Raw genomic sequence first — 20,336 nt, 5'->3', positions numbered from 1 at the left:
ACGCATAAGCCTACCTGAGCAGACTAAATTCCATGCCAAAATGACAATTCCAACAACAGTGCTGCCTTAATACGGTATAGTTAGCCCAAAGCAAGCAGAATGAAGTTACAAAGACGGTAGTAACATATAACCATGCCAGCCTGTAATTGGCGCATCTTTGAAAAGGACAAACATGAAAAACACAGCCTGCCTGAGTTTATCCGGTTTGATTTTATGTATTCTGACCGCATGCAGCGGTTCACATGATAACAGCAATCCGCAAGCAGCTTCTGCTGCGGCAGCCAGCAATACCGGCATTTTAAGCGATACCAAAACATTAAAAATATACAACTGGTCAGATTATGTAGACCCCAAAACCATTAGTGAATTTGAAAAAAAATACGGCGTAAAAGTTACCTACAACTTTTATGACAGTGACGAAACGCTGGAAAGTAAAATTCTTACCGGACAATCGGGTTACGATATTGTCGGGCCATCCAACTCTTTTGTTGGCCGCCAGATTAAAGCCGGAGCCTATCAGCCACTGGACAAAAACCAGTTACCAAACTGGAAATACATCAATCCGAAATTACTTGATTTATTAAAAGACGTGGACCCGGGCAATCAGTATGCCATACCCAATTACTGGGGTATGAATACCATTGCAATTAATACTGAGAAAGTCAATGCTGCTCTCGGTGACACCCCATTACCGGATAACAACTGGGATTTGGTTTTCAACCCAGAATATACCAACAAACTGAAAAATTGTGGTATCAGCTATATGGACAGTCCGGTAGAAATGATTCCACTGGCACTGCACTATGCCGGCAAAGACCCAAACAGTCAGAACAAAGATGATATCGACATTGCTGCCAATATCATCAAAGCCAACCGTAGCAATGTATTGCGCTACTCTTCTTCCGGCTATATCGATGACTTGGCACGTGGCGATGTTTGTGTGGCCATCGGCTTTGGTGGTGATTTGAATATTGCCAAACGACGCCGGCTGGAAGCAACCGGCAAGAAAGATATTGTCGTGCTGGTACCAACTCAGGGGGTTTCCCTGTGGGTAGATACACTCACCATACCCAAAGATGCAGCCAACCTAAAAAATGCCTATCGCTACTTGAACTGGACTCTGGAACCACAAATTGCCGCCAGAAACGCCAACTACGTCACCTATGCGCCATCCAGTCAGCCGGCTAAAGAGCTGATGAAAAAAGAATACCGTGAAGACAACAGTATTTTCCCATCAGATGAAGTTCTGGCCAATAGCTATCTGGTTCTGCCGGCCAAATCCGAAACCCTGAAATATGAATTGCGCTTATGGCAAAATCTCAAGGCAGGTAAATAGTCGTACAGACTAATAGCAGCCTGACAGCACGCCCCTCAGAAATGAGGGGTTTATTGCACTTATTGCAGCCACATCAAAGCACAATACTGCCTAACGACACAACTCAGGAAACTTCTTCCATGCCTCTGATAATGTCGTACCATTAGAATAAACATTGACCATACTTTGCGACATACCCGCTTTAAGCACATCTATCTGCAAGCCTTCCACCTGCGTAAACGGATTCACCAGTGCCAGAGTCTGGCTGCCATTAGGATAAGAGCTGATTTTGTAAAATTCCCGTGGCAAATTAAAGCGAGACTGTAATTTATCGTGCAAGCACTTACTCACCTCAATTGCCGGCCGGTTAATACTCAGACTGGCATCAGGTAGTGCTGTACGTTCAGGTTTGAGCACCGGTACATCTCTCGCCACTGCCACACAGCGGAAGCCCAGTTCACCTGAAGACTGGCTAGGCTGCAATAGTGCCCTTGCTACAGCCTTCGAATCGCATTTACGCTCTTCTACAACATGGGGAGTTACCTGAGCGCACCCCATCAACAGGCTAGCGTACAGGCATGGCCACCACATTATTTTTTTCCACAACATGTTTATATTTCCATTATTCGTATTTAGGTTTCAATCATCCAGACAAATAATATTTTTATTCCAACAGAACATTGCTGGCTGTCTGAACTTAATCAATCTGTCGCAATATCAGGACAATAGCGCCCCAATTGGCTGATAATTGTTTTCAACTGAATAAAAACGGCCGTATGCAAAATGTTATATCGAAAACAAAATCGCTATAATAACAGGCATATCTGGACACACACTAGTTTTATTATGATTTTTCCTAGCGCCAATCCCATCAAAACCGTTACTCTGGCTTTAACCGGAGCTTCGGGCATGCCCTACGCCAAACGACTGCTGTCCTGCCTGTTGCAGGCCAATATCAAAGTCTGGCTACTGTATTCACAGGCAGCCCAGATAGTCGCCCAGCAGGAAATCAACTGGCATTTACCTACCAATGCCAAACAATGTACCGCAGCATTATGTGCAGAATACGCAGTCGACCCATCCATGCTTACCGTATTTGGCCGCGATGAATGGTTTGCTCCGCCCGCCTCCGGCTCCAACCCCGCTGATGCAATGATCATCTGTCCGGCCAGTATGGGTTGCGTGGCGGCCATTGCTGCCGGCACTTCAGACCATCTGCTTGAACGCGCCGCCGATGTTTCCATTAAAGAAAACCGTCCGCTGATTATCGTGCCGCGTGAAACGCCATTATCAGCAATTCATCTGGAAAATATGCTTAAGCTGGCACGTTTAGGCGTATCTATCCTGCCACCAGTATCAGGCTTCTATCAGCACCCCAAAAGCATTGAAGATATGGTAGATTTCGTAGTGGCTCGCATTCTGGATCAACTGCGGATTCCGCATCAGTTAATTGCTCGCTGGGGTACAGAAAATAATTCTTGACATTCCACTCAGAATGTTTTATGGTTTAACAATGAAAAACGTAATCACTTTCTCTTTTGCTTATTATTGGTACCACACCTCGGTGCGGTGCTTTTTTGCGTTTATTTAAAACCTGTTAGCAAAATAAAAAGTGAACCGCCCGGCCAATCCGAGGCGGTTTTTTTATTGCCCTAAACGCCTCAAACTAAAAGGCATTAAAAATGTATAAACAAATACTGGAGAACAAAATGTCTGCTTCATCATTGAAACAATTACAACAATTAGCCGCACCGGTACCACAACTTCAACGCTGGTACATGATAGTTGATGGCAACCAGCACCGCAGTGACCTGTGCCAGCTACAGCCACAGTTTCAGACAACATTTATGCTCAGCGAAGCACTCATTCCACAACTGCGTCTGGTGGCCATGTTAATTGCCGCACAACGGCTTGGTTTTGACCAGCCTACCCCAGATATCATCAGTGAAGAAGCAGACTGGTTTGCTGCACGCATACTAGTGATGGGGGTTAGAATTTTCCATCTCGACATTACTCTGATTCCGATGCTGAAAACCGCCAATAGCCGTGCCCGCAGTTTTGCGCAAAAACATAATCTGCCGTTTACTCAGGCACAGATGCGCATGAGCCTGCACGCCAGCCGCCCCGAACAGATGCTGATTATTGAAACGGAAACCCTGTGTGAAGAAGATAAGGGCCTGATACACAACAGCCTGCATTTTGCGCATAACCTGTGTCTGACAGAAAGCACCATACTGACAATCTGCAATCGGCCGTAAACCAGCATTCCAGCTTTATCAGCCTAAAGTAGCCTGCGCAGACTGTGGTTCACCTTATAGCGAGCATAAAGCGTAATCTGTTGCAAAAATTGTTCCAACTCCTGCGCCGCGAAAGTTGCATGGATAAAATAACAGCCATCACCGGTAATTTTATAAATGGCCTGTACCGCAGCAAAACTACTTACCAGCTGTTCAAATTCAGCAAACTGGCTGTTATCCATGTAAATCGTTATAAATTGCTCAGACGGATAATGTTCGGCCACAGTAAAACGCTCAATCACCCCGCTATCTACCAGATTCTGTACCCGCAAACCTACCGCCTGCCCGCTGAGAAAAACCTTTTCACCAATTTCTTTCCACGATAAACGGCTATTGCTTTTCAGCAAATCCAGAATTGCCCTGTCCTTTTTATCCATACTTTCATCCTGAAAATAAATAGTATTGACTGTTTTCATCAGCCTGTTCCGTCAAAAGCCATAGCAGCGCATAATGGAATCACCAAAAACAACCGAAAAAATATAATGAAACAGTCATTGATAATCATTGATGTACAAAACGACTACTTTGAACAAGGTAAAATGGAGCTGTATCAGCCACAAAAAGCATTAGAAAAAATATTAAAACTGCGTGAACATTTTCGCCAGCACCAGCTACCTGTTTTTTATATCCAGCATATCAATATCAGAAAAAACGCAACCTTTTTCCTGCCTGAAAGCCACGGTGTGGCCTTACATTCGCAATTACTGCCCCTAGCCAGCCAAAACGAATTTATCATTCTTAAAAATCACCCTAACAGCTTCTGGCAAACAGATCTGCATCAACAGCTTCAGCAGCAGAGCATCGAACAATTGGTTATCTGTGGCATGATGACGCATATGTGCATTGACTCCACTACCCGTTGCGCGACAGAACTTGGTTATCACCCCATTTTGATTGCAGATGGTTGTACCACCCGTGATCTAGAATTCAATGGCACACTTACCAAAGCATCAGATGTTCACAACAGCTTTCTAGCAGCACTCACCACTTTTGCCAAAGTACAATCTGCGGAACAATTTATACGCCAATAATTCACCATTTTGTTCCAGCAAGTAATTTATGTTATAAAAATTACACCTATTTATTACGTCACTTCAACAAGATAAACAGGTTTACAATAAAACGGCACCGGTCGCTGATACAGTATTCAGTGACCGGTGCCTGTTACAACAAACAGAATTATTTAGCAACCAGATACTTACATTGGCAGGAAACGACTCGGGTCTTGTGGCTGACCATTCTCACGCAATTCAAAATGCAATTGAGTACGTTTGGCATCAGTATTACCCATAGTGGCAATCTGCTGGCCACGTTTTACCTGCTGGCCTTCTTTCACCAGAATACTCTGATTATTACCATAAGCCGTCAGATAAGTCTGATTATGCTGCACAATAATCAGATTACCATAACCGCGCAAACCATTACCGGCATATACCACCTTACCGGAGGCCGCAGCCACTACCGACTGGCCGGCACTGCCGCCATAATCAATCCCTTTACTACTACCACCATAGCTTTGCAAAATACTGCCCGCAGTTGGACGCTGCCATTCAATACCGCTTACACTGCGCACACCGCCAGTGCTAACAGTTTTACTGGTTGATACTGTAGTAGAGCTAGATGGCGTAGTTGTCGTGGTGGTGCTGGTAGTTGTGCTCACATTCGGTGTACTTACCGGAGTAGTCACAGTAGTTGTTGTGTTTCTGCTGCCAGCCGGTGCTACATAACCAGCCGGTTTTACCCGCAATACCTGTCCCAGCTTGATATTGTTATCAATTATATTGTTCCATGAACGCAAATTATCCTGAGTAATCTGGTAACGTTTTGAAATGTTAAATACCGTATCACCACGCTGTACTGTATGCGTAGCGGCATTAATATCTACCGGCGAATAATTGCCTACATAACCAGTGGACATACCAGCATTGGGTGTATAGGCCGGAGTAGTATTTGCCGGTGGAGTATAGGGAGCGGAACCATATGGATTATCGGCAGTGGTAGCAGCAGTACCAGCTTCGCTGCTGCCCGTTTCTGTCGGTGCTGCCGGTTGTTTGAAAAGAGTACAGGCACTTAATGCCAGCACCAGCAAACACCAGCCGGAACGAATCACGTTTTTTTTCAACATCACGGTTTACCTTAAATCAATGCAATATTCAGAGGGGAGCCAGCGCAACAGCGGCGGCAACAGCCAATTCAGACAATATCATAAACAATGCTTGGCATTGTGTAAAATAGCATCAAGCATAGACTATTTTAACATGCCCAAATAATTGTGTTCATTCTGACAATTTTTTAGCAGCAATTGCCCAGTCATACAAAGCCTTTTTATTTTCGCCACTAATCTGTGCCGCTAGTACAGCAGCCTGCTTGGTGGGCAGCTCCTGCGCCAGAATCTGCATCACACGAATAGCCTCAGACGATAAATCAGCATTTTTTTCTATTAGTGCCGGATGTAGCACCAGTACCATTTCACCGCGTTTCTGATTAGCATCCTCATGCAAAATTGTCTGAATCTGCGCCACTGTCCCACATAAATAGGTTTCATGGGTTTTACTGATTTCACGTGCTAGCATCAGACTGCGCTGAGGATACAATAATGCCATTTGTGCCAGCGTATCAGTAATCCGGTGCGGTGTTTCAAACATCACCACGGGATAGGATACCTCCTGCCAATCCTGTAGGCGCTGCTGCCGTTCACCACTTTTTGCCGGTAAAAAACCGGCAAAGTAAAAATCCGACTGTGTTACCCCAGCCACACTCAAAGCCGTCATCACTGCACTGGGCCCAGCTACCGGTAATACCTGATAACCAGCCTCGCGCACTCGCGTTACCAGCCGCGCGCCGGGATCACAAACAGCCGGCGTACCAGCATCAGAAACCTGCGCCACTACCTGCCCAGCAGCCAGAGCAGCAATGATCCGTTCCGCCATACTTTGCTCGTTCTGTTCACGCACACTAATCAGTCGTGCCGAAAGACCATAAGCGCGCAGTAATTGCTGAGTTACCCGCGTATCCTCCGCACAAATTAAATCAGCGCGAGACAGTATTGCAAGAGCACGAAAACTCAGATCAGCCAGATTACCTATCGGAGTAGCCACTACATAAAGGGTTTGCGGTACAATGCTGGCAACAGCTTTCTGATAATGGGCTTGCATTCATCAATCCGTAATCTGGTTCAATTTTAATATAAGGTTTCAAACTGACAACTTAGCAGCAGACAGCCTGAAGTTATTACTATACCACGATGTCACGGTGTTCCAGTATTAATGCATAACAGCTATGCCCATACACAGACCAGATACTGCTTCAGTAGCCAAACTGCCTGAAACCCGGCATATTGCTCTGGCACTGTGTAATATGAACCAGAACACAAAGCACATTGCCTGCATCCGCATTAATTAACACTTTAATTTATATGACAGAATCCATCTCCGTCCATCAACATTTTGCCGATAGCGCCCAGCTTCTGAACGAATGCGCAGATTTACTGGCAGAACCAATTGCCGAAGTTGCCCAGGGAATCCTGATGGCCTTGATGAGTGATGGCAAACTGCTTATTGCCGGCAATGGCGCCTATGCATCTCTGGCCAATACATTGGCAGCCTACATGGTTACCCGCCTGCAACAGGAACGCATGGCACTGGCTGCATTATCCCTGTGCAATAATCCCTCCGTACTCAGCGCATTAACCAACAGCGAGCCCAACAACCTGTTTGCCAAGCAGATTCATGCACTAGGCAAACAACATGATATGCTCTGTGTCCTATCCGCAGATGGCCAGAGTATCAATCTGGTTAATGCAATTAAAACCGCACACGAACGCGATATGCGCGTACTGGCCATCACCGGTGGAAGCGGTGGGGAAGTGGCCAGTCTGTTACGCGATGACGACCTCTGGCTGAATGTACCCGGTGACCATCCCCTGCGCGTACTGGAAGCGCATCAGGTAACCATTCACGCTCTGTGCGCACAGATTGACCACTTATTGCTGGGTGGTTTATAACCAACAACAACTCAATTTACAGGTGTATCTCATGAAAAAATACTTTTCTGCCCTAGCACTTGGGCTGTGTCTGACCACCACTCTAACCGGATGCCCTGCTGTTCTCGTTGGCGGTGCCACTGTTGGTACTCTTTCCGCTATCGACCGGCGTACTACCGGCGCACAAACCGATGACAAAATAATGGAAGTACGCATCCTTGATGGCGCTATGTCCTATCTAAACAGTCAGGCACAGCAAAGCAAATTCCAGCCTACATTGTCAGTTATCAGCTACAACCGGCAAATCCTGCTGCTTGGTCTGGTTGCCAATGAAAACGATAAAAATCTGGTCGAACGCGTAGCCCAAGCACAGCCGGCAGCGCAAAAAATTTATAACTACATTGATATAGCTAGCCAAAGCCGTAAATTGAATCATGTTACCGATGATACGTGGATTACTTCAAAAATCCGTTCCAACCTACTGAACGCAAAGGGCGTATTTCCGAAGCATGTCAAAGTGGTTACCTATAATGGCGTAACCTACGTAATGGGCATTTTGACACCAGCTGAGCAGCAGGCAGCTACAACCGCCATTAGTACAACATCAGGAGTACAGAAAGTGGTTACCCTGTACCAGACCTTTGAAAGCACCCCAAACAGCACACAGGTAACTCCTTGATACCCGACAGTCTGCTGCAACAAAATCATACACAGCAGACTGTAGCAGCAACAAACAGCCAGCATCTGATAAGCGTAAACGAAAATTTGCGTATAATAGCCGCCTTATACAAGACTATATCCCCAAAAGGATGAGCAAATCATGAGCACTAAATCCACCGCCCCCAAAACAAAAAACAAAAAAATCGCGGTCAAAGCTGGTCTGAGTACCTTCAGTAAAATCCTGCTAAGCCTGTTTCTGATTCTGGCCATTGTTGTAGTCTGGTTTGTCTTCCACGCTTGGCGGGTTCTGAATACCGCACCAGAAACCACCAGCTATGCTTCACAGACCAGCTTCGAAATACTGACACCAACAGGCGCACCGGGCGCAAACAACAGCGTCCAGTCACCAATATTTATTCCCAATCCGGCCGTTACAGCCACCTTGGACAGCGAAGACATGAACGCTGCCTCTGCACCAGCTACCGATGCAACATCTGCTAGAAACAGCACAAAACCCACAGCAACACCAGATGCAGAGGAAATACAGCAACTGGTACCAACCAATGTACCGGCAGACACCGACAGAGACAGCAATCCAAACACACCTGCCGCCACAGCACCAGCAGCAAAACCAAAACCGGCAGCCAATGATACTAACGGCAAACCCTTAGATAATCTGTTTTAAAAAAACCACTATCTACTGCAAACAACTGCGCCCATCCAGAAAGATGGGCGTTATTATTGATTACATAAAATGCAGTAGTACAGATATCCATAGCCGACTACCAGCCTTATCTGAACAAATAGCAAAAATCTGTGCAAGCCAGAGAATACAGACAACAAAAACCCGTTGTAATGTACAACCTAAATTGCACACCACAATGGTATTAAACAAAAATCCTGCGCAGACGAAGCCTGCTGCAATATCAATATTGCAGCCCTATACTCGGTTTAGACTCAGAAAATACCCAACCCCTTATCAATGCAATGCCTATTACTGATAAGGGTTTTCCAACGTGGCCATCAGCTCGGCCAGATAAGCACGCAACTGCTTTTCCTGACACCCCATCAGCAACCCGTCTTCAAAGGCTTCCTGTGCCAGCTCGTAAATCTCCTGCATATTCTGCTGCATCACCTTAATTTTTTCAGTGCAAGAGACAACATTACCCGCATCATCCACCCATCTGGGCATCGGAGGTAAAGGCTTCATCAATGTTTCACCCTGCGCGCCGTCACAAAAGCACGAGCCCAGTATCCCTGTTCAATACTGGTAATTTCAATATTCTTGCCCGTACGTGGTGCATGAATCATCCGGCCATTACCAATATACATACCCACATGTGAAATTCCACCACGACCAGGGCTGAAAAACACCAGATCACCCGGCTGCAAACCAGCCCGGCTGACTGCCTCACCTACCGTAGCCATCTGACGAGAGCTGCGCGGCAACGTAACGCCCATACTCCTCCGGAAAATATATTGCATAAAACCACTGCAATCCAGCCCGCTAGTGGGTGAATTTCCACCAAAATGATAAGCTACGCCCAGCAAACCCATCGCGTTCATAATCAGGTCACTGGCGTCATCACCCGTACGCACAGCCGGCGTAGCAGCAGTCCGCTCACGAATCAAACGTTCCAGTGCAGCGTTATCCAGACCCTCGTCAGGCGCTGCCATTACTGGCGTAATCAAAATGAAATTGGCACACAGGCATACCGTTGCCGTTTTCATTAATGTTTTTATCCACTTCATGCCAACATTATTCCATCTATTCATCAAACAATTCTGCTATCCTGTAAACAGCCATTGTTTGGGACATCTTCAATATGTTTTCACCCAATTCATCCCGCATCAGCGATTGGGCGCGTATGCGCGAAATTCTCACCATTCTGGCCAAACACGGCCTTGGCGAATTTCTTGTTCGTATTAAATTACCAATACGCTGGCACAAACATTCCGACCCATCTGGTCAATACCAGCGCTATCTGAGCACACCACAGCGAGTCCGGCTCGCCTTTGAAGAGCTTGGGCCAACATTCATCAAACTGGGGCAAGTACTGGCTACCCGTGTAGATGTTTTCGGAGAAGAATGGACAGAAGAATTTGCCCATCTGCAAAACAACATACACCCTCTTCCCATATCAGATATAAGAAACATCATTCAAGCTCAGCTCGACCAGCCACTGGACAGCATCTTCAGCCATATAGACGCACAACCTGTCGGCAGCGCATCCATAGCGCAGGTTCACCGCGCCACACTTACCAGCGGCGAACAGGTTGCCATTAAAGTCAAGCGACCGGGCATTGAGTCAACCGTTACAGCCGACCTACACATTCTCAACTACATAGCACAACTACTCGAGTCGGAAATACCCGAATCCAGACGCTACTATCCGGTACAAATGGTGCGATACTTTGCCCGCTCACTGGAAAAAGAAACCGATCTGTCTGCTGAACGTCGCAATATGCAACATTTTGCCCGCCTGTACAACCATCAGCAGCAAATCCACATACCCCAAACTTACGCGGCGTATTCTAACCGTCAAATACTGGTACAAGAATATATTGACGATACTTTACTTAAAAATATCATCCTCACCAGCTGGAGCAAACAACAGCGGCATAACCTCGCCGCCAAACTGGTCGACATCATACTCGACATGATATTACAACATGGCATATTTCATGCCGACCCACATCCAGGGAACATTTTAGTACGAAATAATGGCTGCATCACCCTGATCGACTTCGGACTAGTTGGCCAGCTTAGCCAGCAGCGTCATCAGGAAATCATCACTCTGATTCATGCCCTGCTCGAGCGCGACCAGTTTGCCCTGCAATATGTCCTGTCCAACTGGGCACAAGGAGAAACCATCAACGAAGACCAGCTCGGTAGCGACGTACTGGAAATGCTGCTCAACTACGAGCAGCTCAACAGCAGCGAACTGCGTATCAGCCAGATTATCAATGATATCACTCATATTATCCGAGAACACGGCCTTACCCTGCCAGCCGACCTCGTCATCCTGTTTAAATGCCTGATAACCCTCGATGGCGTTATCAAACAAATAGATGGCGACTTTGAACTGTTAAACCATGCCCAGAGCACCATTCAAAACGTACTTCGCCACCGTTTTAACACACATACATTCTGGCGCCACAGCAAAATGCAGCTACATCTGCTAGCTCAGCTAATAGACACCTTACCGCAAAACCTGCTACGCCTGAGCAAACGCATCCAGCACGGCCAACTGCCCGTCAGCCTCAATATTCAGCACATCGACAAACTCAACAACCAGTTGGACAAAGTAGTTAATCGCCTGACCATGGGCATAGTTACAGCTGCACTTATCATTGGTTCATCCATAGTCATGAGCATCAACGCCGGCCCGAAAGTATTCGGCCTATCGTTTTTCGGACTAGTTGGCTATCTGCTGGCATTCAGCAACAGCCTGTGGGTAATCTGGTCAATCTGGCGTTCAGGACGACACTAAATCATACTCACAGACCAAATCTACCCCCTGTTAGAAAGCAGTGAACTCCATTAAAATAACCGCTTAAGCAGAATAAACCCTATCAAACTGCACAATGCGTTATTAACAACCAAATAACCACGTGGTTCGCAACCCATCCCACGCAAAAAAACTAGGAGTCTTACTACACATGTATCCGCTGCATACAAAAATATTTCCTCTACTACCCTGCAAATTTCTGTTCATCAGCCAGTAAAATCGAGGAAATATGTTCAAAATCGCTAAAGAATTTCAATTCGATGCCTGCCACATGCTTGATGGCCATCAGGGCAAATGTCACAACCTACACGGCCATACCTATCGCCTGATTGTTGAAGTCAGCAGCCCACTGCACTCACAAGGTTCCAGTAAAGAAATGGTGATGGATTTCGCCGACATCAAAACCATCATCAACCAGCACATCATCAGCCAGCTTGATCACGCCTATCTGTATGATGAAACCAATAGCAACGAATGCAAAATTGCCGCCCTGCTTGAACAAATGCAGCGTAAAGTATTTGCCTTCCCTTGCCGCACCACAGCCGAAAGCATGAGCTGCTTTATTTTCAATCAGTTAACACCCTATCTACCCGTATCCAAAATCACCCTGTGGGAAACGCCTACCTCCTATTGCGAATACCAGAATACCAAGCCATGACCCAGTTTAACATCGTCGAAATCTTCGAATCCCTCCAGGGCGAAGGCTACAATACCGGCATGCCTGCCATTTTCATCCGTCTGGCCGCCTGCAACCTCAAATGCCCGTGGTGCGATACCGATTTCATGCACTACCAAAGCATGTCCCTGCCACACATCCTCGACACCGTTCACCAGTATCAGAGCAAAAACATCATCATTACCGGCGGCGAACCTACCATCCACAAAAAACTGCCCATACTCTTACATGAGCTCAAACAGGAAAACTACTATCTCGCCATAGAAAGTAACGGCTTGGGCATCATCGACCCGCACATCGACTACATCGCCCTAAGCCCCAAATTTCACTACCGCCAGCACTACCCATTCCCAGCACAGAATCAGGCTGATGAAGTACGCATCGTCGTAGAAGACCACCCAGAATTCATCGAATTCTGCCTAAAAATCGAACAGCATATTCAGGCCAGACACTACTTTCTCTCCCCATGCGAACAAAATAATCACTTCAACATGCTCACCACCCTACAGACACTTGGTAAACTCAACCAGCACCGGCACAGCAACAAATGGTTACTCAGCCTGCAAACCCATAAACTGGCCAATATCGAATAACGCCCATAACCTATTGCATATAGCGTCTGCATTCAGCACCATTGAAAAAACACAAATCAGCCTGATATCATAATCAACACAACTTACACCAAAATTAAAATCAATACTTTTATCGTAACAATGCATCTACACTGTGCATTTATGCCAACAATTGTTACAATATAATCAACCTGAGAAATTATTTACCAACAAAATTATGGAGAATCCTTTTTATGCGGCCTCATAACAATTACGATTTCACCCAACTAGGGCAAGCAAGCGAAAGCCAACAGGCAGTTGTCTTGCGTAAAGCTTATGCCTTGCTTGGTATATCCTTCCTGCCTTGTGCTGCCGGTGCCTATGCTGGTGCTTCCGTAAACTTTTACTCCCTGTTCAGCAACTCATGGCTGTCGGTTGTCGCTTTCCTTATCTTCGCTTATGGACTGAGTTTCGCCATTGAAAAAAACCGTTACAACAACGTAGGTATTGCCCTGCTGATGGTATTCACTTTCGGTATCGGATTTTTTGTCTCCCCGCTTTTACAATTCGCTCTAGCCTCTCCCATCGGAAGCCAGATTGTCGGTATGGCGGCCATGATGACAGCAGGCGTATTCCTTACCATGGCAACCATTGCCCACCGTTCAAAATCTGACATGAATGGCATCGGCCAGTTCCTGCTCGTAGGTGCAGTTGTCTTAATCATTGGCATGATACTAAACATGTTCCTGCAAATACCTGCCCTGTCCTTAACCATTTCAGCAGGTTTTGTCATCTTCAGCTCACTCATGATTATGTGGCAAATCCGCACCGTTATCGCCGGTGGTGAAGACAGCGCAACCAGCGCCGCATTAACCCTCTTCATCTCCCTGTACAACATCTTTACCAGTCTGGTACACATCCTGCTGGCCATTATGGATGATCGCTAACAAACCCCATATCAACCACAAAACTGCCTGAATCCAATGGAAATTCAGGCAGTTTTTTTATTTAATCGCAAACATATCCGCAAAGCGCGCATAGCTACATCTTTACCCACACACCCCATTTAACACCTCATTCTCTTATAATAGCCTTTTACATAATAGACCAACATGAACGAAACCATTCACTGGACAGAACACGGCCAGAACGTACAGGCTATCTGGGGTGGTGACAGCCGCCATCCAGCGCCCAGCCACATACAAACAATCAGCCAGATCAGCGCTGAACAGGCACTGCATCTAATGCGCCAGAACACAGCACTACTGTGGCGCGGTGATTACCATCAGGGCAAACAACTACTGGCCGCAATCAAAAAGCGCGTCCACAGCAAAGCCCGCACCCATACCGATTTTCACAAACACCGCCTGCAACAGGCACAGCACAGCCGCCTGTTTCAGCAGCTACTGCTAGAAATCCAGCCCAATGGCTTGCTTAAAAACAGCCGCGCACCCAATGTTGCCGCCGTCCTTAGCGACGTCTTCGGCAGCCCCAATCAGCACACCCTGCTCTTACCCCTGCACCTGCTACTGGGCTACATCGGTGCCTATGAATGGCATAAAACCGGCGTAGCCATTCCGGCGCTGAACGGGCAAAAAATCCATGTCTCATATGGCGTTTTTTCACCGGTACGCGGAGAATATCTCGAACTCGTTGCTCAAGCCAAACTACCAGCCCCCTGCCACACAGCATGGGACATCGGCACCGGCAGCGGCGTACTGGCAGCCATACTGGCACAGCGCGGCATACCCCACATCACAGCCACCGATAACAGCACCCGCGCCATTGCCTGCGCCCAAGCCAACATACAGCGTTTAGGATTAACCGAACAAATTCATATTCAACACACCAGCCTGTTTCCCAGCGGCAGCGCAGACCTCATCATCTGTAACCCGCCATGGCTACCCGCCAAACCAAGCTGCGATATCGAAACCGCACTGTACGACCCGGGACACCAAATGCTACAAACATTTCTTAGCCACACCAAAAACCACCTTACCCCGCATGGACAAGTATGGCTAATCATGTCGGATATCGCCGAACATCTGGGTTTACGTCCAGCAGAAGCATTAGAGCAATGGATAAACACCGCTGGACTAAAGCTTATTCACAAAACCGATATCCAACCCCAGCACCCGAAAGCACGCCAGCAGCATCATGCCCTCGCCAGTGCCCGTAACCGCGAAATCACCTCCCTGTGGCAACTAGCAGCCAAATAAAAACAGCTATTTGCACCAGTATAGGCTCAAACGAAATATAAGAAGCACAGCAAACTGTTGCGGCAATGCGGTCACTGAACGTTTTTTCACACACTAAAACCCATATTATTCGTGGCCGTCATTACCCAACATAGCAATAGGAAAACAAAGCACCATCTGAATATATTGAAATCTATTACCGAGTTTGCGGTGTGTCACCAATGGCTGGATAGCACCACAAACATGTGAAGCAGCGTATTACCACAACAAACAATTTATAAAAGTGACAACCGTCTAATATTTTGGCGAGAACGCAATAAAATAATTAGTGTATCAACCCAATACCCATAAAAAATAACCTTTCTACCTCGCCCCCCCACTTATCACTAACACTTTAACGCATCAATAACCAACTTAAAAACATTTGAATGACCTTTGCGGCTTGGATAGTAAAGATAAAAAGAATCATATGTAATAGCAAATTCTGCTAATAGTTCAACTAACTCACCCGAAACCAGCTCCTGCTCTACATCCATTCTGGCAAGCCAGGTAATACCCAAACCATCTAAAACTGCCTGCTTACGTAAATGATTATTAATCACAAAATTCGAATGCGGACAATACTTAACCATTTTCCCATGTTCCATAAATTCCCATGGTAATTCAGTGCCGTGTTGAGCGGATATTCTCATCCCGATTAGACGGTGCTTATCTAAATCTTTAATTTGCTTCGGTGGCACTTTTCCTGCTAAATATTCCGGACTAGCAACTAAAACCATACTCAAAGGGGAAGATATTTTTACAGCAATCGTTTCCTTAGCAATATCGTCACCCAAACGACATCCCATATCAAAACCTTGTTTAACAATATCAGCCCAGCTATTATCAGCTTGAATTTCAACCCTGATTAGTGGATAACGCGGCAAAAAATCGCGTAATTTAGGATAAATAACATGTTCTACAGCAATACTTGGCGCATTAATCCTGATCGTTCCCGATGGCGTATTGATAAAATGGCTTAACGCATTAACCTCCTGATTGATAGAATCGAATAACGGTGAAATTTGTCGATATAATTGTTCTCCCGCCTCCGTCAGCGACACATTACGCGTATTTCGATTAAATAAGCGCAAATTCAATCGATTCTCCAGCTTTCGCATACTATGACTAAGTGCCGAAGAACTAATCCCCAATAATTTCCCCGCTTTTACAAAGCTGGTAGCCTGTGCCACAGTAATAAAGTAATTTAACTCATTTAGGTTATACATAATCGCATCCTATTAATGAATTTAATTCACTACACTATAAAACACCCCCCCCCCCATTTATCTCAATAAAAGCCGTCGCTAAAATAAAATTATTCCAATTCAACAGACAAGCTGAATGAAAAATATATTAATACTTGGCGCTAGTGGCAGCTTACCCAAAGTCGTTATTCCCGTCTTATTACAAAATCCAGAAATTAAATTAACCCTGTTTGCCCGCCATACACACGAACTCATGCCATTAGCTGATAACAGAGTAACAATTGTTCAGGGGGATGCCACAAGCCTAACCCAATTAGAGAAAATCCTGCCAGGCCAGGACATCGTTTACGCCAACTTAGCCGGACAACTTGAAACCATGGCCAAAAATATAGTGCAAGCCATGCATCAGCAACAGCTAAAACGCCTGATCTGGATTAGCTCCATGGGAATCTATAGTGAAACAGCCACCGAGACCGATTCAATCTTAGCCCCCTATCGCCAGTCAGCAAAAATTATTGAAGATTCAGATTTAAATTACACCATCATTCGTCCTGCCTGGTTTACCCATGATACCGAAATTAACTATCAATTAACGCACAAAGGCGAAGCATTCCAAGGTCAGCAAGTCTCTAGACATAGCATTGCCAACTTAATTAATAAATTAATCCAAAATCCAGAATATGCGGTACGAGAAAGCTTAGGCATAGCAAAAGTGTAATGACCAGCGGAGCAACTGGCTAAAACGGAGATCAATCATGTCAAAAGAAATCATTGTATTAACCGGATCAGGTGCCATAGGCATAGCAATCGTCCGCCGGATTGCAGTAGGCAAACAATTGCTGTTAGCCGACATAAAAATTGAACAGGCCGAAAAACAGGCTCAAGAGCTGCGTAATGCCGGATTCAACGTACATACTATCGCTTGCGATGTATCCAATCGCGAATCAGTTAATCAACTGGTCGAAACAGCCACAAAATTAGGCAAAATAATGGGCTTAGTTAATACAGCCGGACTATCCCCTTCACAAGCCACCGCACAACGGATATTTGAAGTCGATTTATACGGCAATGCCCTTTTATTAGATTCATTCAGCAAAGTAATGGCAAAAGGCAGTGCAGCTTTAGTCATTGGCTCACAATCATCACATCGACTGGAACCACTGACATTTGCACAAACTAAAGCCCTAGCCTTAACACCCACAGAAGCCTTACTCGATTTACCCTTTATCAAACAGGTCAATGATAGCTTAAAAGCCTATCAACTGGCTAAACGAGGCAATACCTTAAGAGTACAGGCTCAAGCCGTTAAATGGGGACGCCGTGGCGCAAGAATAAACTGTATCAGTGCCGGCATTATCCACACCCCATTAGCCAACGACGAACTCAATGGCGAACGTAAAGCCTTTTATCGCAAAATGTTACAAGAATTACCAGCAGGTCGTGGCGGTTCTCCTGATGAAGTCGCCAATCTAGCCGAACTCATCATGTCCGAAAAAGGTGCTTATATTACCGGCAGTGACTTACTAATTGATGGCGGCGCGACAGCAAAATTCTGGTGGGATGCCAAAGACTAACTCTTAATAAACAAAATATTAGACAAAGGAATAAATCATGCATCAATTCAGCTTTCAAAACCCAACGCGCATAGAATTTGGTATCGATAAAGAGAAAAATATCGGCCATTACATGCAAGAATTCGGTGCCAAAAAAGTATTAATTGTCTTCGGTAGTGGCCGCATCAAACAATCCGGTTTATTTAACGATATTACCGCCAGCCTGCGTGAAAACGGCATTGAATTCACCGAGTGTAGCAAAATTAAAAGTAATCCCGTCTTAAGCAAGGTGCACGAAGGAATCACCATCGCCAAAAAATTTGGTGCCGACAGCGTACTCAGTATTGGTGGCGGCTCATGCCTAGACAGTGCAAAAGCCATTGCCGCTGGCAGTCTATACGACGCAGATGTATGGGACTTCTTTACCGGCACAGAGGTCACAAAAGCACTTAACATTTTCGATGTCATGACCTTAGCGGCAACCGGCAGTGAAATGAACAATGGCGGCGTTGTCACCAATGAAAAAACCAAACAAAATACCCAATCCATGGTTTTAGCCTGTTTCCTAAAGTTTCAGTAATCAACCCAAAACTGCAAATAACCATCAGCCCTGATTATCTAGTGTATTCAGCGGCCGATATAATTGCCCATTCCATCGAAGGATATTTCACAGCAACAGAGCAACCCGAACTAATTAATTTACAAATCGAAGCCAATATTAAAACCGTAATTCGCACCACCGAACAACTATTACAACACCCCACCGATTTAGACGCACGTGGCGAATTTGCCTGGGCGGCAACACTGGCCTTAAATGGTCTAACCTATCTGGGCACAGCAGGATTTAGCTATCCCAACCATATGATTGAACATGGCATGAGTGCAATCTGCGATGTACCACATGGTGCCGGATTATCAGTAGTAATGCCAGCTTGGATGACATGGTACCACAAGCGCAATCCAAAACAGTTTCAGCGCTTTGCCAAAGAGATTTTTGGCTTATCAACGGCTGAGCAAGGTATTGAAGCATTAAAAGCATGGTTTAACAAAATAGGCACCCCAACCACACTAGAGCAGCTTAATATCAACCAACATGATCTAAACCTGATCATTAACAACGCAGCGCAAAATGCCATTGATTGGCAAATGAGTGACGTCTATAACCATCAAATTATTGCCACTATTTTAAATTTAGCCAAATAATCATGTTAAATTGAGCAATCGCCCAGTTTAAATCACCCTTAATAGTTATTCAGTGAAAGAAAGAGAGATAGTTTGGAAAATATCACATTAAACAACGGCATAAAAATGCCAATTCTCGGTTATGGCGTATACCAGATTCCCTCCGAAGCGTGTGAACAATGCGTATTGGATGCAATTAGTGTCGGCTATCGCGCGATTGATACCGCACAAGCATATGGCAACGAAGAACAAGTTGGCAATGCCATAATAAAATGCGGCATTCCGCGCCAAGAACTATTTATTACCACCAAAATATGGATCACCAGCGCTGGCTACGAAAAAGCCAAACAATCGATCGCAGAATCATTACGTAAATTAAAGACAGATTATATTGATTTACTGTTAATCCATCAGCCATTTAATGATTACTATGGCACTTACCGCGCAATGGAAGATGCTTACGAACAAGGCAAGGTTAAAGCCATTGGTGTCAGCAATTTTTACCCCGATCGCCTTATTGATTTAGAACATTTTGTTCGTATAAAACCAGCAGTGAATCAAATTGAAACACATGTATTTCAACAACAAAAAGTAGCACGCGAAGTAATGCAAAAGCTGAATACGCAAATAATATCGTGGGGGCCATTTGCCGAAGGTAAAAATAATTTCTTTCAAAACTCGGTACTTATTGAAATCGGCAAAACCCACCAAAAATCAGTTGCTCAAATTGCACTGCGTTTTCTGATTCAAAACGGCATTATTGTCATCCCCAAATCTACCCAAAAAGCAAGAATGAAAGAAAACTTTGATGTATTTAACTTTACCCTCTCAGAGCAAGAAATGGCACGCATTGCCACTTTAGATACTGGTCATAGCTTATTTTTCTCACATCAGAATCCGAAAACCGTGGAGTGGTTTATGTCTATTTTGCAATAATTAAAAAGTAATACCAATATAAAGAGTGAATAAGATAAACCACCTTATATCGCTGAGACCCGTCAGGAGTAATAACCAAATTTTAATAGTTCGGATACCTCTAATTTTATATTTAATAGTCTTTATTTAATCTGACATTTAGTGTATTTCAAACCAATAATGGCGTGTCAGTAATGAATCAATCTGCAAAAATAATTAAACCAAAATTAAGACTTTTAGAACTCGCT

General features: G+C 45.2%; 24 protein-coding genes and 1 riboswitch. Of the genes, 17 read left to right on the top strand and 7 right to left on the bottom strand.

The window, feature by feature from the left end; translation table 11 throughout:
- Positions 1–172: 172 nt before the first annotated feature.
- A complete protein-coding gene (locus tag MJ764_RS08970; protein ID WP_239326262.1) occupies positions 173–1,336 on the top strand; it encodes an extracellular solute-binding protein in 1,164 nt (387 codons plus the stop codon).
- A 90-nt stretch (positions 1,337–1,426) separates the two neighbouring features.
- Here MJ764_RS08970 and MJ764_RS08965 read toward each other — a convergent pair whose 3' ends face one another.
- Complete coding sequence (locus tag MJ764_RS08965) at positions 1,427–1,906, bottom strand: hypothetical protein (RefSeq protein ID WP_239326260.1); 480 nt, start codon at positions 1,904–1,906, stop codon at positions 1,427–1,429.
- A gap of 255 nt (positions 1,907–2,161) precedes the next feature.
- On the opposite strand from MJ764_RS08965, the gene MJ764_RS08960 reads away from it, so the two are divergent.
- Positions 2,162–2,797 (top strand): flavin prenyltransferase UbiX, encoded by a 636-nt coding sequence (locus MJ764_RS08960; protein ID WP_239326258.1) that lies wholly within the window; start codon positions 2,162–2,164, stop codon positions 2,795–2,797.
- A gap of 200 nt (positions 2,798–2,997) precedes the next feature.
- Positions 2,998–3,573: a hypothetical protein gene (locus MJ764_RS08955; protein ID WP_239326256.1), complete on the top strand. Its 576-nt coding sequence runs from the start codon at positions 2,998–3,000 to the stop codon at positions 3,571–3,573.
- A 23-nt stretch (positions 3,574–3,596) separates the two neighbouring features.
- Here the strand turns inward: MJ764_RS08955 and MJ764_RS08950 are convergent, their stop codons facing one another.
- Positions 3,597–4,028, bottom strand: a complete 432-nt coding sequence (locus MJ764_RS08950; RefSeq protein WP_239326254.1) for an Lrp/AsnC family transcriptional regulator — start codon at positions 4,026–4,028, stop codon at positions 3,597–3,599.
- Positions 4,029–4,094: 66 nt separating this feature from the next.
- Between MJ764_RS08950 and MJ764_RS08945 the strand changes: the two genes are divergently transcribed.
- Complete coding sequence (locus tag MJ764_RS08945) at positions 4,095–4,643, top strand: cysteine hydrolase family protein (protein WP_239326252.1); 549 nt, start codon at positions 4,095–4,097, stop codon at positions 4,641–4,643.
- Positions 4,644–4,810: 167 nt separating this feature from the next.
- Here MJ764_RS08945 and MJ764_RS08940 read toward each other — a convergent pair whose 3' ends face one another.
- Positions 4,811–5,737 (bottom strand): M23 family metallopeptidase, encoded by a 927-nt coding sequence (locus MJ764_RS08940; protein ID WP_239326250.1) that lies wholly within the window; start codon positions 5,735–5,737, stop codon positions 4,811–4,813.
- A 151-nt stretch (positions 5,738–5,888) separates the two neighbouring features.
- Positions 5,889–6,767, bottom strand: a complete 879-nt coding sequence (gene rsmI / locus MJ764_RS08935; protein WP_239326248.1) for a 16S rRNA (cytidine(1402)-2'-O)-methyltransferase — start codon at positions 6,765–6,767, stop codon at positions 5,889–5,891.
- A gap of 260 nt (positions 6,768–7,027) precedes the next feature.
- Here rsmI and MJ764_RS08930 point away from each other — a divergent pair, with 260 nt between their 5' ends.
- The 3 genes from MJ764_RS08930 (at position 7,028) to MJ764_RS08920 (ending at position 8,939) form a co-directional block, all read left to right on the top strand.
- Positions 7,028–7,615: a D-sedoheptulose-7-phosphate isomerase gene (locus tag MJ764_RS08930; RefSeq protein ID WP_239326246.1), complete on the top strand. Its 588-nt coding sequence runs from the start codon at positions 7,028–7,030 to the stop codon at positions 7,613–7,615.
- 31 nt (positions 7,616–7,646) lie between these two features.
- The gene (locus MJ764_RS08925; protein ID WP_239326244.1) at positions 7,647–8,273 is read left to right on the top strand and encodes a BON domain-containing protein; all 627 of its coding nucleotides are present in this window, start codon (positions 7,647–7,649) and stop codon (positions 8,271–8,273) included.
- 141 nt (positions 8,274–8,414) lie between these two features.
- Complete coding sequence (locus MJ764_RS08920; RefSeq protein ID WP_239326242.1) at positions 8,415–8,939, top strand: hypothetical protein; 525 nt, start codon at positions 8,415–8,417, stop codon at positions 8,937–8,939.
- Positions 8,940–9,248: 309 nt separating this feature from the next.
- On the opposite strand, the gene MJ764_RS08915 is transcribed toward MJ764_RS08920, so the two are convergent.
- Positions 9,249–9,464, bottom strand: a complete 216-nt coding sequence (locus MJ764_RS08915) for a hypothetical protein (protein ID WP_239326240.1) — start codon at positions 9,462–9,464, stop codon at positions 9,249–9,251.
- Positions 9,464–10,006 carry a C40 family peptidase gene (locus MJ764_RS08910; RefSeq protein WP_239326238.1) on the bottom strand — a complete coding sequence of 181 codons (543 nt, stop codon included), beginning with the start codon at positions 10,004–10,006 and terminating at the stop codon, positions 9,464–9,466. Before MJ764_RS08910 ends, MJ764_RS08915 begins: the two co-directional genes overlap by 1 nt.
- Positions 10,007–10,080: 74 nt before the next feature.
- On the opposite strand from MJ764_RS08910, the gene MJ764_RS08905 reads away from it, so the two are divergent.
- From MJ764_RS08905 to MJ764_RS08885, 5 genes are all read left to right on the top strand, one after another.
- Positions 10,081–11,748, top strand: a complete 1,668-nt coding sequence (locus MJ764_RS08905) for an ABC1 kinase family protein (protein ID WP_239326236.1) — start codon at positions 10,081–10,083, stop codon at positions 11,746–11,748.
- 115 nt (positions 11,749–11,863) lie between these two features.
- A riboswitch (PreQ1 riboswitch) is annotated at positions 11,864–11,909 on the top strand.
- A gap of 86 nt (positions 11,910–11,995) precedes the next feature.
- A complete protein-coding gene (gene queD / locus MJ764_RS08900) occupies positions 11,996–12,424 on the top strand; it encodes a 6-carboxytetrahydropterin synthase QueD (RefSeq protein WP_239326234.1) in 429 nt (142 codons plus the stop codon).
- Positions 12,421–13,035 carry a 7-carboxy-7-deazaguanine synthase QueE gene (locus tag MJ764_RS08895; protein WP_239326232.1) on the top strand — a complete coding sequence of 205 codons (615 nt, stop codon included), beginning with the start codon at positions 12,421–12,423 and terminating at the stop codon, positions 13,033–13,035. The genes queD and MJ764_RS08895 overlap by 4 nt, the downstream gene beginning before the upstream one ends.
- 212 nt (positions 13,036–13,247) lie before the next feature.
- Complete coding sequence (locus tag MJ764_RS08890; RefSeq protein ID WP_239326230.1) at positions 13,248–13,940, top strand: Bax inhibitor-1 family protein; 693 nt, start codon at positions 13,248–13,250, stop codon at positions 13,938–13,940.
- Positions 13,941–14,105: 165 nt separating this feature from the next.
- Positions 14,106–15,212 carry a methyltransferase gene (locus tag MJ764_RS08885; RefSeq protein WP_239326228.1) on the top strand — a complete coding sequence of 369 codons (1,107 nt, stop codon included), beginning with the start codon at positions 14,106–14,108 and terminating at the stop codon, positions 15,210–15,212.
- A 365-nt stretch (positions 15,213–15,577) separates the two neighbouring features.
- Here MJ764_RS08885 and MJ764_RS08880 read toward each other — a convergent pair whose 3' ends face one another.
- The gene (locus MJ764_RS08880; protein ID WP_239326226.1) at positions 15,578–16,459 is read right to left on the bottom strand and encodes a LysR family transcriptional regulator; all 882 of its coding nucleotides are present in this window, start codon (positions 16,457–16,459) and stop codon (positions 15,578–15,580) included.
- Between the two features lie 115 nt (positions 16,460–16,574).
- On the opposite strand from MJ764_RS08880, the gene MJ764_RS08875 reads away from it, so the two are divergent.
- From MJ764_RS08875 to MJ764_RS08855, 5 genes are all read left to right on the top strand, one after another.
- A complete protein-coding gene (locus tag MJ764_RS08875) occupies positions 16,575–17,156 on the top strand; it encodes an NAD(P)H-binding protein (RefSeq protein WP_239326224.1) in 582 nt (193 codons plus the stop codon).
- A 37-nt stretch (positions 17,157–17,193) separates the two neighbouring features.
- A complete protein-coding gene (locus tag MJ764_RS08870; RefSeq protein WP_239326222.1) occupies positions 17,194–18,012 on the top strand; it encodes an SDR family oxidoreductase in 819 nt (272 codons plus the stop codon).
- Positions 18,013–18,049: 37 nt separating this feature from the next.
- Entirely contained in the window at positions 18,050–18,571 is a 522-nt protein-coding gene (locus MJ764_RS08865; protein ID WP_239326220.1) for an iron-containing alcohol dehydrogenase, read from the top strand.
- A 41-nt stretch (positions 18,572–18,612) separates the two neighbouring features.
- Positions 18,613–19,194, top strand: a complete 582-nt coding sequence (locus tag MJ764_RS08860; protein ID WP_420853945.1) for a dehydroquinate synthase/iron-containing alcohol dehydrogenase family protein — start codon at positions 18,613–18,615, stop codon at positions 19,192–19,194.
- Positions 19,195–19,266: 72 nt separating this feature from the next.
- Positions 19,267–20,109, top strand: a complete 843-nt coding sequence (locus MJ764_RS08855) for an aldo/keto reductase (RefSeq protein WP_239326218.1) — start codon at positions 19,267–19,269, stop codon at positions 20,107–20,109.
- Positions 20,110–20,336 lie beyond the last annotated feature (227 nt).

This window comes from Snodgrassella gandavensis, assembly GCF_914768025.1.
Classification (GTDB): domain Bacteria; phylum Pseudomonadota; class Gammaproteobacteria; order Burkholderiales; family Neisseriaceae; genus Snodgrassella; species Snodgrassella gandavensis.
The sequence above is the reverse complement of the archived record's forward strand: the minus strand, read 5'-3'. Positions and strand labels throughout refer to the sequence as shown.

What these genes read in the sequence shown, in the direction of transcription:
- MJ764_RS08970 (WP_239326262.1), top strand. Translation starts at nt 173, where the DNA reads ATGAAAAACACAGCCTGCCTGAGTTTATCCGGTTTGATTTTATGTATT.
- MJ764_RS08965 (WP_239326260.1), bottom strand. Translation starts at nt 1,906, where the DNA reads ATGTGGTGGCCATGCCTGTACGCTAGCCTGTTGATGGGGTGCGCTCAG.
- MJ764_RS08960 (WP_239326258.1), top strand. Translation starts at nt 2,162, where the DNA reads ATGATTTTTCCTAGCGCCAATCCCATCAAAACCGTTACTCTGGCTTTA.
- MJ764_RS08955 (WP_239326256.1), top strand. Translation starts at nt 2,998, where the DNA reads ATGTATAAACAAATACTGGAGAACAAAATGTCTGCTTCATCATTGAAA.
- MJ764_RS08950 (WP_239326254.1), bottom strand. Translation starts at nt 4,028, where the DNA reads ATGAAAACAGTCAATACTATTTATTTTCAGGATGAAAGTATGGATAAA.
- MJ764_RS08945 (WP_239326252.1), top strand. Translation starts at nt 4,095, where the DNA reads ATGAAACAGTCATTGATAATCATTGATGTACAAAACGACTACTTTGAA.
- MJ764_RS08940 (WP_239326250.1), bottom strand. Translation starts at nt 5,737, where the DNA reads ATGTTGAAAAAAAACGTGATTCGTTCCGGCTGGTGTTTGCTGGTGCTG.
- rsmI (WP_239326248.1), bottom strand. Translation starts at nt 6,767, where the DNA reads ATGCAAGCCCATTATCAGAAAGCTGTTGCCAGCATTGTACCGCAAACC.
- MJ764_RS08930 (WP_239326246.1), top strand. Translation starts at nt 7,028, where the DNA reads ATGACAGAATCCATCTCCGTCCATCAACATTTTGCCGATAGCGCCCAG.
- MJ764_RS08925 (WP_239326244.1), top strand. Translation starts at nt 7,647, where the DNA reads ATGAAAAAATACTTTTCTGCCCTAGCACTTGGGCTGTGTCTGACCACC.
- MJ764_RS08920 (WP_239326242.1), top strand. Translation starts at nt 8,415, where the DNA reads ATGAGCACTAAATCCACCGCCCCCAAAACAAAAAACAAAAAAATCGCG.
- MJ764_RS08915 (WP_239326240.1), bottom strand. Translation starts at nt 9,464, where the DNA reads ATGAAGCCTTTACCTCCGATGCCCAGATGGGTGGATGATGCGGGTAAT.
- MJ764_RS08910 (WP_239326238.1), bottom strand. Translation starts at nt 10,006, where the DNA reads ATGAAGTGGATAAAAACATTAATGAAAACGGCAACGGTATGCCTGTGT.
- MJ764_RS08905 (WP_239326236.1), top strand. Translation starts at nt 10,081, where the DNA reads ATGTTTTCACCCAATTCATCCCGCATCAGCGATTGGGCGCGTATGCGC.
- queD (WP_239326234.1), top strand. Translation starts at nt 11,996, where the DNA reads ATGTTCAAAATCGCTAAAGAATTTCAATTCGATGCCTGCCACATGCTT.
- MJ764_RS08895 (WP_239326232.1), top strand. Translation starts at nt 12,421, where the DNA reads ATGACCCAGTTTAACATCGTCGAAATCTTCGAATCCCTCCAGGGCGAA.
- MJ764_RS08890 (WP_239326230.1), top strand. Translation starts at nt 13,248, where the DNA reads ATGCGGCCTCATAACAATTACGATTTCACCCAACTAGGGCAAGCAAGC.
- MJ764_RS08885 (WP_239326228.1), top strand. Translation starts at nt 14,106, where the DNA reads ATGAACGAAACCATTCACTGGACAGAACACGGCCAGAACGTACAGGCT.
- MJ764_RS08880 (WP_239326226.1), bottom strand. Translation starts at nt 16,459, where the DNA reads ATGTATAACCTAAATGAGTTAAATTACTTTATTACTGTGGCACAGGCT.
- MJ764_RS08875 (WP_239326224.1), top strand. Translation starts at nt 16,575, where the DNA reads ATGAAAAATATATTAATACTTGGCGCTAGTGGCAGCTTACCCAAAGTC.
- MJ764_RS08870 (WP_239326222.1), top strand. Translation starts at nt 17,194, where the DNA reads ATGTCAAAAGAAATCATTGTATTAACCGGATCAGGTGCCATAGGCATA.
- MJ764_RS08865 (WP_239326220.1), top strand. Translation starts at nt 18,050, where the DNA reads ATGCATCAATTCAGCTTTCAAAACCCAACGCGCATAGAATTTGGTATC.